This window comes from Ensifer adhaerens, from assembly GCF_020035535.1.
Lineage (GTDB): Bacteria > Pseudomonadota > Alphaproteobacteria > Rhizobiales > Rhizobiaceae > Ensifer.
In genome coordinates, this window is sequence record NZ_CP083349.1 from 1591669 (window position 1) to 1603570 (window position 11902).

At 62.3% G+C, this 11902-nt stretch carries 13 protein-coding genes; 5 read left to right on the forward strand and 8 right to left on the reverse strand.

Annotated elements, in window-relative coordinates; genetic code table 11:
- Positions 1 to 145: 145 nt before the first annotated feature.
- The 3 genes from LAC81_RS07915 to LAC81_RS07925 all read left to right on the forward strand — a co-directional run bounded on the left by LAC81_RS07915 (position 146) and on the right by LAC81_RS07925 (position 2229).
- The gene (locus LAC81_RS07915) at positions 146 to 766 is read left to right on the forward strand and encodes a helix-turn-helix domain-containing protein (RefSeq protein ID WP_223727376.1); all 621 of its coding nucleotides are present in this window, start codon (positions 146 to 148) and stop codon (positions 764 to 766) included.
- A gap of 11 nt (positions 767 to 777) precedes the next feature.
- The gene (locus tag LAC81_RS07920; protein ID WP_223727377.1) at positions 778 to 1575 is read left to right on the forward strand and encodes an SRPBCC family protein; all 798 of its coding nucleotides are present in this window, start codon (positions 778 to 780) and stop codon (positions 1573 to 1575) included.
- Positions 1576 to 1806: 231 nt separating this feature from the next.
- Entirely contained in the window at positions 1807 to 2229 is a 423-nt protein-coding gene (locus tag LAC81_RS07925; RefSeq protein WP_223727378.1) for a DUF4864 domain-containing protein, read from the forward strand.
- A 13-nt stretch (positions 2230 to 2242) separates the two neighbouring features.
- Here the strand turns inward: LAC81_RS07925 and tgt are convergent, their stop codons facing one another.
- The 5 genes from tgt to coaD all read right to left on the reverse strand — a co-directional run bounded on the left by tgt (position 2243) and on the right by coaD (position 6165).
- Positions 2243 to 3373, reverse strand: coding sequence for a tRNA guanosine(34) transglycosylase Tgt (gene tgt / locus LAC81_RS07930; protein ID WP_223727379.1), 1131 nt, complete (start codon positions 3371 to 3373; stop codon positions 2243 to 2245).
- Positions 3374 to 4456 (reverse strand): tRNA preQ1(34) S-adenosylmethionine ribosyltransferase-isomerase QueA, encoded by a 1083-nt coding sequence (gene queA, locus LAC81_RS07935; RefSeq protein WP_223727380.1) that lies wholly within the window; start codon positions 4454 to 4456, stop codon positions 3374 to 3376.
- Positions 4457 to 4529: 73 nt separating this feature from the next.
- Positions 4530 to 5039 (reverse strand): peptidylprolyl isomerase, encoded by a 510-nt coding sequence (locus tag LAC81_RS07940; protein ID WP_113538809.1) that lies wholly within the window; start codon positions 5037 to 5039, stop codon positions 4530 to 4532.
- A gap of 23 nt (positions 5040 to 5062) precedes the next feature.
- The gene (locus tag LAC81_RS07945; protein ID WP_223727381.1) at positions 5063 to 5635 is read right to left on the reverse strand and encodes a peptidylprolyl isomerase; all 573 of its coding nucleotides are present in this window, start codon (positions 5633 to 5635) and stop codon (positions 5063 to 5065) included.
- A 35-nt stretch (positions 5636 to 5670) separates the two neighbouring features.
- Positions 5671 to 6165: a pantetheine-phosphate adenylyltransferase gene (coaD, locus tag LAC81_RS07950; RefSeq protein ID WP_223727382.1), complete on the reverse strand. Its 495-nt coding sequence runs from the start codon at positions 6163 to 6165 to the stop codon at positions 5671 to 5673.
- 361 nt (positions 6166 to 6526) lie between these two features.
- On the opposite strand from coaD, the gene LAC81_RS38305 reads away from it, so the two are divergent.
- On the forward strand, positions 6527 to 6655 hold the full coding sequence (locus LAC81_RS38305) for a hypothetical protein (RefSeq protein WP_255571450.1): 129 nt from the start codon (positions 6527 to 6529) through the stop codon (positions 6653 to 6655).
- Positions 6656 to 6788: 133 nt separating this feature from the next.
- On the opposite strand, the gene LAC81_RS07955 is transcribed toward LAC81_RS38305, so the two are convergent.
- From LAC81_RS07955 to LAC81_RS07965, 3 genes are all read right to left on the reverse strand, one after another.
- The gene (locus LAC81_RS07955; protein ID WP_223727383.1) at positions 6789 to 8201 is read right to left on the reverse strand and encodes an MATE family efflux transporter; all 1413 of its coding nucleotides are present in this window, start codon (positions 8199 to 8201) and stop codon (positions 6789 to 6791) included.
- Positions 8202 to 8344: 143 nt separating this feature from the next.
- Positions 8345 to 9658 (reverse strand): TCR/Tet family MFS transporter, encoded by a 1314-nt coding sequence (locus LAC81_RS07960; RefSeq protein ID WP_223727384.1) that lies wholly within the window; start codon positions 9656 to 9658, stop codon positions 8345 to 8347.
- A gap of 166 nt (positions 9659 to 9824) precedes the next feature.
- Entirely contained in the window at positions 9825 to 10733 is a 909-nt protein-coding gene (locus LAC81_RS07965; RefSeq protein ID WP_223727385.1) for a LysR family transcriptional regulator, read from the reverse strand.
- Between the two features lie 120 nt (positions 10734 to 10853).
- On the opposite strand from LAC81_RS07965, the gene LAC81_RS07970 reads away from it, so the two are divergent.
- Positions 10854 to 11846: an aldo/keto reductase gene (locus tag LAC81_RS07970; RefSeq protein ID WP_223727386.1), complete on the forward strand. Its 993-nt coding sequence runs from the start codon at positions 10854 to 10856 to the stop codon at positions 11844 to 11846.
- The last annotated feature ends 56 nt before the right edge of the window (positions 11847 to 11902 follow it).

The window sequence follows — 11902 nt, forward strand, 5'->3', positions numbered from 1 at the left end:
GCTGGCTCCATTGGGCGAGCCTGAATGGTTGGAAGGCTCCGCATAGCTGAGGTCGTGCATGTCAGCGGGCACTCGGCATTCCCCTACCCGCATTAGGTGCAATCATCGCCTTGACAAAAAAATCTGTCAAGGCGATGATTGCACCATGCTCGATCTCGATGTCATAGACGCGCCGGCCGCCGCCGCACTTGCCCTGGAGCCGATTAAGGCCCGTTTGCTGGCGGAACTTGCCGCGCCCGCATCGGCTGCCGCGCTGGCTGTGCGGGTGGGGCTGACGCGCCAGAAGGTCAACTACCATCTGCGTGCGCTCGAAGAGCACAAACTGATAGAACCGGCAGAGCAACGCCGCTGGGGCGGGTTGACCGAGCGCCTGATGGTCGCAACCGCCACGTCCTATGTAGTTTCGCCGGCGGCGCTGGGGCCGATTGCTGCCGACCCCGGGCGGAGCAGCGATCGCCTATCTGCGAGCTATCTGGTCGCACTGGCGGCCCGCATGGTCCGTGAGGTCGGCGGACTGCTGTGCAGCGCCCGCACGCAAAACAAGCGCCTAGCGACGCTGTCGATCGACACCGTGATCAACTTTCGTTCGCCTGCGGAGCGCGCCGCCTTTACCGCCGATCTCGCCCAGGCGGTGAGCGCGCTCGCCGCGCGCTACCACGACGAAGGCGCGCCGGACGCCCGGCCGCACCGGCTCATCATCGCCTCCTACCCTGCGCCAAGCGACGAGAGCGCAGCCAAGGGCGAACCCGACGACACCAACTCCTGAAAGGATAACCCATGCCGATCAAGAAGGATGGCAGCGGAAAGCGCTGGGTTGAAATGGAACTGATCGTGCCCGGCTCGCCCGAAGAGGTCTGGCGGGCGATCGCAACCGGCAGCGGCAACAATGCCTGGTTCACCAAGACGGAAATCGATGAGCGGGTCGGAGGCAAGATCGCCTTCGACTTCGGTCCGAACGGCAGCTCGACCGGCGAGGTGACGCATTGGGAGCCGCCTGCCCGCTTTGCCTATGTGGAACGCGAGTGGAGCGAGGGCGCGCCGCCGGTCGCAACCGAAATCACCGTCACGGCGCGTTCCGGCGATCGCTGCGTGCTGCGCATGGTGCATTCGCTGTTCACAGCGAATGACGACTGGGACGACCAGTTGGAAGGCTTCGAGGGCGGATGGCCGGCGTTCTTCGAGATCCTGAAGATCTATCTCGCACATTTCGCCGGCGAGAAGGCGGTCAGCAGCTTCGCCATGGTTTCAACCGGGGAACCGCAGGCAAGAGTCTGGGAACGCCTGACCGAAGCGCTGGGACTTCTCGGCGCCAATGTCGGCGAGGAGCGCAGCACGCCACCACGGCCCGAACGCCTTGCCGGCATCGTCGAACGGGTACAGCAGGACACCAAGCAACGCTATCTGCTGCTGCGCCTGAAGGAACCCGGCGCCGGCATCGCGCTCATCGGAAGCTATTCGACCGGCGAAGGCACCAATGCCAGCATCGCGCTCTATCACTATGGAGACGGTGCCAAGGCGCGCGCGAAAGACAGCGAGCCGAAATGGCAGAAATGGATGGCGACAACGTTCAACTAGATCGCCCATTGGCAGAGGGCGCTTCGCCGCCGCCAGCCTGCGCACGCCATTACGCGGACATCACCAACTTATGATATCTAATATCTGACTTTCATATCACCAGACAACAAATTGAATTAACACGATTTACATAGACAGATCTGAGCAACTATCTGAAGCTGCCACCAAAGCTCCTGTTTCCAAAAGCCGCGACTGTCCTATGGTCTTTCATTGCGGCTATGGAGATCGGCGATGTTCAGGACCCTTGCTATTGCCCTCGGTCTGGCGGCTCAACTGGCGGGCATGAGCGCTTCGCGCGCGGAAGAACCTGTCGATACGGCACGCGCCATCATTCAAGAACAGATCGCGGCCTTTCTGCACGACGATGCAGAGACGGCCTATTCTTTCGCCTCACCTGAGATCCGGGGAAAGTTCCCCGACAAGACCGCTTTTTTCGACATGGTCAAGCGCGGCTACCGGCCGGTTTATCGGCCCGGCAATTTCGCCTTCGGCCGATCGAAAGTCGTGGGCGACCAAGTGATCCAGGAAGTGCTGATCTCAGCCCCTGATGGTAAGGACTGGACCGCGCTCTATCAACTCGTGAAGCAGCCGGACGGCAGCTACAAGATCAATGCCGTGATGATGCTGCAGTCGGCGCCGGGGCCGGAGATCTGAGCGCTATCGCGTCTCAGACCGGCGGAAGGTCCCCTCGCCGCCAGGTTTCCTGCGTCTCGGCCATGAAGTCGGCGAAGCGGCCTTCGTCGATCGCCTGGCGGATGCCCGCCATCAGCTCCTGGTAGTAGGCCAGGTTGTTCCAACTCAAGAGCATGCCACCGAGCGATTCGTTCGAGCGGATCAGGTGATGCAGGTAGGCACGCGAATAGTCGCGCGTTGCCGGGCACGAAGATTGCTCGTCGAGCGGGCGCATGTCCTCAGCGTGGCGCGCATTGCGCAGGTTGATGCGGCCGTGGCGCGTGAACGCCAGGCCATGGCGCCCCGAGCGGGTCGGCATCACGCAGTCGAACATGTCGATGCCTTCGGCCACGGACCGCAGGATATCGTCAGGCGTGCCGACACCCATGAGATAGCGCGGCTTGTCCACAGGCATGATCGGGCAGGTAATGTCGAGCATGCGCAGCATCACCTCCTGCGGTTCGCCGACGGCGAGACCGCCAACGGCATAGCCCTTGAGGTCCAGACCCTTCAGCGCTTCGGCCGAACGTTCGCGCAGCTTCGGAATGTCGCCACCCTGGACGATGCCGAACATCGCCTTGCCCGGCTGATCGCCGAAGGCGACCTTGCAGCGCTCGGCCCAGCGCAGCGACATCTCCATCGCGCGCTCGATTTCCTTCGGTTCGGCCGGCAGCGCCACGCATTCGTCGAGCTGCATCTGGATATCGCTGTCGAGCAACCCTTGAATTTCGATCGAGCGTTCCGGCGACATGTGGAAGAGCGCGCCGTCGACATGGCTCTTGAAGGTGACGCCCTGCTCGTCGAGCTTGCGAAGGCCGGCGAGCGACATGACCTGGAAACCGCCGCTATCGGTCAGGATCGGCCCTTGCCAGCGGATGAGGCCATGCAGACCGCCGAGCCGCGCGACGCGTTCTGCGCCGGGCCGCAACATCAGGTGATAGGTATTGCCCAGAATGATGTCGGCGCCGAGGTCCTTCACCTGGTCGAGATACATCGCCTTGACCGTGCCGACTGTGCCGACCGGCATGAAGGCGGGCGTGCGGATCGTGCCGCGCGGCATGGAAACCTCGCCGCGACGGGCCTTGCCATCAGTCTTGTGCAGTTTGAACTGGAAGGTCTCGGTCATCTAGTCTTTCCGGAAAAGCAGGCTGGCGTCGCCATAGGAATAGAAGCGGTAGCCGGTTTCGATCGCATGCATATATGCCGCGCGCATCGTTTCGAGGCCAGAGAAGGCCGAAACCAGCATGAACAGCGTCGATTTCGGCAGATGGAAATTGGTCATCAGCATGTCGACGGCGCGGAAGCGATAGCCGGGTGTGATGAAGATGCCGGTTGGCCCGGACCACGGCTTGACGGTGCCCTCTTCCGAAGTTGCGCTTTCGATCAGCCGCAACGAGGTCGTGCCGACACAGACGATGCGGCCGCCCTTCGCCTTGATGGCGTTCAGCTGCTCGGCCGTGCGGGCGTCGACGTAGCCGATCTCTTGGTGCATCACATGGTCGTCGGTGTCATCGGCCTTGACCGGCAGGAACGTGCCCGCTCCCACATGCAGCGTCACGAAGTGCCGCTCGATGCCAGCCTCGTCGAGTTTGGCGAAAAGCCGGTCGGTAAAGTGCAGACCAGCGGTTGGGGCCGCAACGGCGCCCTCCTCCCGGGCGTACATGGTCTGGTAGTCGGCGCGGTCCTGTGCGTCCTCGGCGCGCTTCGAGGCGATGTAAGGCGGCAAGGGAATATGGCCGACAGCCATGATTGCTTCGTCGAGCGGCGGGCCCGAGAGGTCGAAACGCAGCGTCACCTCGCCGGCATCGCCCTTTTCTTCCACCGTCGCGTCAAGCGTTCCAAGAAGGCAGCTCGTGCTACCGTGGCCGAAGGCGATGCGGTCACCAATCTTGAGGCGCCGTGCCGGGCGGGCAAAGGCCTTCCAGCAATCCGGTGCCGCGCGCATGTGCAGCGTCAGCGAAACGGGTGTGGTGATCTCCTCGCCCCGGCGGCGAATGCCTTCGAGCTGTGCAGGGATCACCTTGGTGTCGTTGAAGACCAGCGCGTCGCCTGCCTTAAGGAAAGACGGCAGATCGAGCACGCCCTGGTCGGACAGAACGTCTGTGCCGTCAGGGCGGACGACGAGCATGCGGGCACTGTCGCGCGGGCTTGCGGGCCGAAGCGCAATCGAGGTTTCCGGAAGGTCGAAGTCGAACAGGTCTACGCGCATTGTTTTCTTCAGACAAAAGCAAACCCGCCCCGGCGCTGTTGGCGACCGGGGCGGGTTTGTGCATTAGCGCAAATCAGGCGTCGGCGGCAACCCGCATGGAGACGATGGTGTCGGGATCGCGCACCGGTTCGCCGCGCTTGATCTTGTCGACATTGTCCATGCCTTCGATGACCTGGCCCCAAACGGAATACTGCTTGTTGAGCCAGGGGGCATCGGTGAAGCAGATGAAGAACTGCGAGTTTGCCGAGTTCGGCATCTGGCTGCGGGCCATCGAGCAGGTGCCACGGATGTGGCTGACGTTCGAGAATTCAGCCTTCAGATCCGGCTTGGAGGAGCCGCCCATGCCGGCACGCGCCGGGTTGAAGTGTTCGCCGCCGGTCTTGCCGTACTGAACGTCGCCGGTCTGCGCCATGAAGTCCTCGATCACGCGGTGGAACACCACGCCGTCATAGGCACCTTCGCGAGCCAGTTCCTTGATGCGGGCGACATGACCCGGAGCGACGTCAGGCAGAAGCTCGATAACGATCTTGCCCTTGGTGGTCTCCATGATGATCGTGTTTTCCGGATCTTTGATCTCGGCCATGGGTTTTCTCCTTCTGTTTGACTTTACTTGCCGACCTTGACGCTGATCATGCGGTCGGGATCGGTAACGGAGCCGTTGTTGGCGTCGTCGCCGAGCTTGATCTTGTCGACGTTCTCCATACCCGAAACGACCTTGCCGACGACCGTGTACTGGCCGTTCAGGAAGTCGCCCGGTGCGAACATGATGAAGAACTGCGAATTGGCGCTGTTCGGATCCTGCGAGCGGGCCATGCCGACCGTGCCGCGTTCGAACGGAACGTCGGAGAATTCGGCCGGCAGGTCAGGCCGCGACGATCCGCCGGTACCGGCAGCCTGCGGCTGGTAGCCGTTTTCCATGTCGCCATACTGCACGTCGCCAGTCTGGGCCATGAAGCCCTTGATCACGCGGTGGAAGGCAACGTTGTCATACTCGCCGGCGGCCGCAAGCGCCTTGATCTGCTCGACATGCTTCGGGGCAATGTCGGGACGCAGCTCGATGACGACAGGCCCATCCTTGAGCGTGATCGTGAGAAAATTGTCGGCCGACTGTGCGAATGCCGTTCCCGTCCAGGAGGCAAGCGCAAGCGCGCCGGCAAAAGCGAGGTGGAGGATTTTCATGGTTTCTCCCTGCGTGGTGTAAAGGGTGCCGCGCTTCAAGCGCGGCGTTTGGCCTGCAGTGCTTGGTAAACTGCCGCGGGCACGAAGGCGCTGACGTCACCGCCCATGGCCGCGATCTGGCGGACCAATGTGGCCGTAATGGGCCGCGATGCCGTGCCTGCGGGCAAGAATAGTGTCTGGATGTCGGGGGCCATCTGCCGGTTCATTCCGGCCATCTGCATTTCGTAATCGAGGTCCGTGCCGTCGCGAAGTCCGCGCACCAGCAGTTTCGCGCCGCGCTCGCGTGCCGCGTCGACAACCAGATTGTCAAAGGCGACGACGTCGATGTCACTGGCCCTGTCGGGCAGAAACTCCTGAAGCGACTGACGGACGAGACTTGCACGCTCTTCGAAGGAGAAAAGCGGTGCCTTCCCGGGATGGATACCGATTGCGACGATAACCTTCGCCGCCACGTTCAGCGCCTGCACGAGCACGTCGAGATGCCCGTTCGTCATCGGATCGAAGGAGCCGGGATAAAATGCCGTGGTCATCGCACCTGTTTCCGTTTGGTGATGCCTTTTGTCATGGACGGCGACGGATCGCAAGAGTTGTGCCGAGAGCCAGAGGCTGTTCCCTGGGAAACAGCGGGGCAGAAAGAATGAATGCTAGATGAATGCCATGTTCAAAGGTGCTTCACACGCAAAACGCTAGTGTAGCGCAGTAAACAACGGAACTTTTTCGAACGTACTGCCGTTTAGGACGCGAAAGGATTACGGCTATGGGACTTGCTCTGTTTTCGATGGCGATGTTTTTCGCGATGCTCTTTGCGACGATACATGGACTTCGCGACGAGTCCCGTGACCGGCGCGATAAATTCGCGACCCAGAAGATCTTCCATTGATGGAGGGCGTCATGGCCACCCTGTTCATGATCGCGGCAGCGGTTATCAGTTTCGTATTCTTGATCGATTTCGCCCGAACGATACGCGACCTCCAGCGCGATCGCCAGGGTTCGGAGCGGCTCGACGGTTTCAACGTCTAGCGGTTTCGAGGCTTCGTCATCGAAGCTTGGTAGTAGGCGACGCCGTTCCCTTCCCCTGAGGCGGTCGCCATTCTAAGCCGGACGGCATCCCCTGCCCGTCCGGCTTTTTCTTTGCCTCCACTCTACATACCGCTCAGTGGGTCGCCATGGCGGCAGCCTTTGCCGACATGGCGTTGAGCATGCGGAAGAAGCGCCAATTCAACAGCACGGCCGCAGCGGCTAGCCCGAGCACGAAGCCGAACCAGACACCGATCCCGCCGAAGTTGAACAGGAAGGCGAAGGCCCAGGCGCACACAAAGCCGATCGGCCAATAGGAGATCAATGCCAGCAGCATGGGTACCTTGGTGTCCTTCAGCCCGCGCAGCATGCCGGCAGCGATCGCCTGCATGCCGTCGACGAGCTGGAAAGCGCCGGCAATGACGATGAGCGGCGCGGCAAAAGCAAGAACCGCGGCGGCGTCCGGCCGCTCGGTGTCGAGATAGAGCGCGGCGAGCTGGCTCGGGAAAAGCGCATAGATCGCGCTGCCGACGATGGCAAAGCCGGCGCCGAGCACGAGCGACGCAATCGCCGCCCGGCGCACGCCCAGGAGATCGCCGCGCCCATAGGAAAGACCTACGCGCACGGTTGCGGCTTGGGCGAGACCGAGCGGGATCATGAAAGCGATAGAGGCGAACTGCAGGGCGATGCCATGGGCCGCAAGCTCGACCGTGCCAATGGTCCCCATCAGCAGCGACGCGACCGTGAAGAGGCTGACCTCCGCAAGGATTGTCAGCGAGATCGGAATGCCGAGAAAGACGACTTCGCGAAACGCCACCCAGTCGGGGCGCCAGAAGCGCACGAACAATTCGTACTGGTTGAGCTCCGGCTTGCTTTTGATGTAGGCGATCGTCAGTGCCGCTCCGAGCACGGCAACGCCGAGGGCGGCGACGGCTGCGCCGAAAATGCCGAGTTTCGGAAAGCCGAAATGACCGAAAATCAGGACGTAGCAAAGCAGGGCGTTGAGCACGAGGGTTGCCAGCGTCACGTATAGAATGATGCCTGCCCTCTCCAGCCCGCTCAGGAAGGCGCGGAGCACCATGAAGATGAGACCGGGAAAGATCGCCCACTGCGCAATGCGGATGTACTCGCCTGCGAGTGCTGCGACCTTCGGCTGTTGCCCGGCAAAAAGCAGGATCGGCTCGGCCATCCAGAGCACCGGCGCCGTCAGGACGCCGTAAAGCAGAACCACCCACATGCCCATGCGCACGGAACGGCGCACCGAGACCTTGTCGCCTCGCCCGACGGCTTGGGCCGCCATAGGCACCACGGCGTTGGCAAAACCGTTCCCGAAGACATAGACCGTGAAATACATCTGCGTCGCGAGAATGATGGCCGCAAGCTCGGTCGCGCCGAGCTTGCCGACCATCAGCACGTCCGTCGTGTTGATGGCGAGCTGGGCGAGCTGGGCACCGATGAACGGGACGCCAAGATAGAAACTCGCGCGATAATGCGTCCGCCAGGAATTGTCGGTCGTCAAAGACGTAGGGCTCGCATTTGCGGTCAGCATGGCAGATTCCTGGCAGTCGATACGGCCTCAGGCCGCAACTAAAGATCGGAGGGAGGAAAACCGGAGATAGAATACCGCCGGGCAAAGAGCCAGCCGCAAGGGCGAGGTTGCTCAAACTTTCATCGATAGATCACGAAAATTGATCAATTTCCGTGCACTCGCGAACGCTCGACTGCCTCGGCCGCTTCCGGCGCTGCAACCGTGACCGGCTCGGCAGTCTCCGTGCCCTGCGGTGCGACCGCCCTGCTACTCGGGATCTTCATGAGGAAGACGATGAGCGCGCCGACGAGGAAGCAGCTCGCCAGCGCATAGGGGGCGCCGGCGAAGGCGGCGGGAGCGCTGGGGCTTGTGAAGTAGCCGAAGGCCTGGGTGAAGATCAGCGGGCCGATGATGGTTGTGATGCTGCCGATGCTGGTCAACGCCCCCTGAAGCTCGCCCTGTGCCGAAGGCGGCACATGGGCGGCCGCGATGCTGCGCAGCGGCGGATCGGCGAGACTTTCGAGCGCGGTTGCGATGATCACCGCATAGATCATCCATCCCTGCCAGGCGCCGGCATAGCCAATAGCGCCGAGCGTCGTGAAGGCCAGGCCGAGCGCCGCTGTCCGCCACTCGCCGAGCCGTGGCACGATGCGCGGCAGGATAACGGCCATGACGAACGCGCCGCCGATGCCGAAGATGCCCAGCGACAACCCGATCTGCCCCTCGCTCCAGCCATAGCGGTAGTTGGATACGAACGACCAGACCGACGGATAGACGGAGTGGGCGAGCCAGAAGAGAAAGAAGACGAGCCCGACCCAGCCGATGCCCGGATAGTTGCGCATCTGCTTGAGGGCGCCGAGCGGATTGGCGCGTTTCCATTCGAAACGACGGCGATGGGCACGGTCCAGCGTTTCCGGCAGCAGAAACACGCCGAGGATGAAGTTGAGGAAGGATAGTGCTGCAGCGCCATAGAACGGCACCCGCGGGCCGAGTTCGCCGAGCAGGCCGCCAAGCACGGGGCCGAGCGCGAATCCGGTGCCGAAGGCGATGCCGATCAGCCCAAAATTCTTGGCGCGGTTTCCGTCATGGCTGATGTCGGCGATATAGGCCGAGGCCGTGCCGAAGCTCGCGCCGCTGATGCCGGCGAGAACACGACCGATGAACAGCATCCAATAGCTGGTGGCGACCGCGCAGATCAGATTGTCGAGTGCGAAGGTGAAGACGGACGCAAGCAGTACCGGGCGCCGTCCGAAGCGGTCGCTGAGGTTGCCGATCAGCGGGGCGAAGAGAAACTGCATCGCCGCATAGACGAGCAGCAGCCAGCCGCCATCGATCGCCGCCTCGCTGACGCCCGAACCGGTCAATTCCTCGAGATAGGTCGGCAGCACCGGGACGATGATCGCGATACCGATGATATCCAGGAACAGGATGAGAAAGACGAGGAACAGACCACGTCGCACAAACTTCTCGTCGAGCATGCAACTCCTCCCCCCGAGCGCTGCCCCGAGGACAGGGACAGAACGTGAACAACGCGACCAATTTAGGTGTAACGGATCATTTCGGCCGAAACAATCCGTGAACAACTCAAATTATCTGATGGGACTATCGCGGTGGTTGATACGTCGGTTGACGTGCAGCCGCTTGTCAGCCGTTTTTGCGCCGCTGTTCGAGCTGCAGGAAATCCACGAAGGCGCGCAGCGCCGCCGGCATATGTCTGCGGCTTGCGTAGTAGAGAAACGGTCCGGAAAAGCTCGTCGTCCAGTCGCCGAGGATGGGCACGAGCCGCCCCGCGGCGATTGCGGGGGCGACGAACTCTTCGAAGGTTCTGATGATCCCGAGCCCATCGAGGGCAGCACCGAGTTCGAGGTCGATCGCATTTGCGGTCACTACCGCCGGCGGTGCGATCGTCAGTGCCATATCACCCTCGCCGAATTCCCAGGGAAGAGAAATGCCGCTTGAGAAACGGTGGCGAATGCAGGCGTGCTCGAGCAGATCGCGCGGATGTTGCGGCATGCCCCGCCTGGCGAGGTAATCCGGCGCAGCGGCGGTGACATAGCGTTGGCGGCGCGGCCCGATCGGTATGGCGATCATATCGCGTTCGACCCGTTCCTCGTAGCGCACACCGGCATCGAAGCCGGCCGCCAGAACGTCGACAAACCCGTCTTCGGCTGTCACTTCCAGGGCGATTGCCGGATGCTCGCTGAGGAAGCGGCCGACAATCGGTGGTAATATCTCCCGGGCGACGACGGTCGGAACATTCAGTTTCAGCGTTCCCGCCGGACTGTCGCGCATCTCGTTCACCTGGTCGAGCGCGCCGGCAATTTCGCCGAGCGCCGGCGTCAGCCGATCGAGCAGCCGCATGCCCGCCTCCGTCAGCGTCACGCTGCGGGTTGTGCGGTTGAGCAGGCGCACTTGTAGTTTGGCTTCAAGCCGCCGCAGCGCCTCGCTGAGCGCGGACGCAGAAACGCCGCGTGTCTTGGCTGCTGCGCGGAAGCTGCGTGCGGCGGCGACGGCGGTAAAGGCATCGAGATCGGCAAGTGGAAGGTCGTTCATTGTGCGAAATTTCGTACAAGGCGTTCGGTTGATATCGGATTATCGCACGACGCAGAGCGAAGTAAACAAGAGACCGAGCAAACGGCCGGCAGATTTCGGCCTTGTCGAAGGAGAACGAGAATGGATTGCGTTTCACTCGGAAAGACCGGCCCCTCGGTCTCGGCGCTCGGCCTCGGCTGCATGGGCATGTCCGGCATGTACGGCCCGGCCGACCGTGCCGAAAGCATCGCCACCATCCACGCCGCGCTGGAGGCTGGCATCACGCTGCTCGACACCGGCGATTTCTACGGCATGGGTCACAACGAGATGCTAATCGGCGAAGCGCTGAAGGGCGCAAAGCGCGAGAAGGCCCTGATAAGTGTCAAGTTCGGCGCCTTGCGTGACGCCGCCGGCAACTGGTCCGGCTATGATTCCCGCCCGAAGGCCATTCGCAACTTTCTCGCCTATTCGCTGCAACGCCTTGGCGTCGATCATATCGATATCTATCGCCCCTCCAGGCTCGATCCCGATGTGCCGATCGAGGACACGATCGGCGCGATCGCCGACATGGTGAAGGCTGGCTATGTCAAGCATATCGGCCTCTCCGAAATCGGTGCCGAGACCATTCGTCGTGCGGCTGCCGTCCATCCGATCTCGGATCTGCAGATCGAATACTCGCTGATTTCGCGCGGGATCGAGCACGAGATCCTGCCCGCCTGCCGACAACTCGGCATCGGCGTCACGGCCTATGGTGTTCTCTCACGTGGCCTGATCAGTGGCCATTGGGAGAAGGGCGCCGCCGGCAAGGGCGATTTCCGCGCCATGAGCCCGCGTTTCCAGGAGGGCAATATCGACAAGAACCTCGCCCTCGTGGAAGCGCTGAGGCAGATCGCTGAAAAGAAGGGTGTTTCAGTGGCGCAGATCGCGATCGCCTGGGTGGCCGCCCAGGGCAAGGACATTGTACCGTTGATCGGAGCACGCCGCCGCGACCGCCTGGCGGAAGCCCTTGCCTCGCGCGACGTCCATCTCAATGCGGGCGATCTCGCGGCGATCGAACTGGCGGTTCCGAAAAACGCCGCCGCGGGCGCCCGCTATCCCGAGGCGCAGCTCGCCCATATGGACAGCGAACGTTGAGGCAACAAAAGAAAGGGCCGGCAATCGTGCCGGCCCTGACGGTTTCTTGGCTTGGT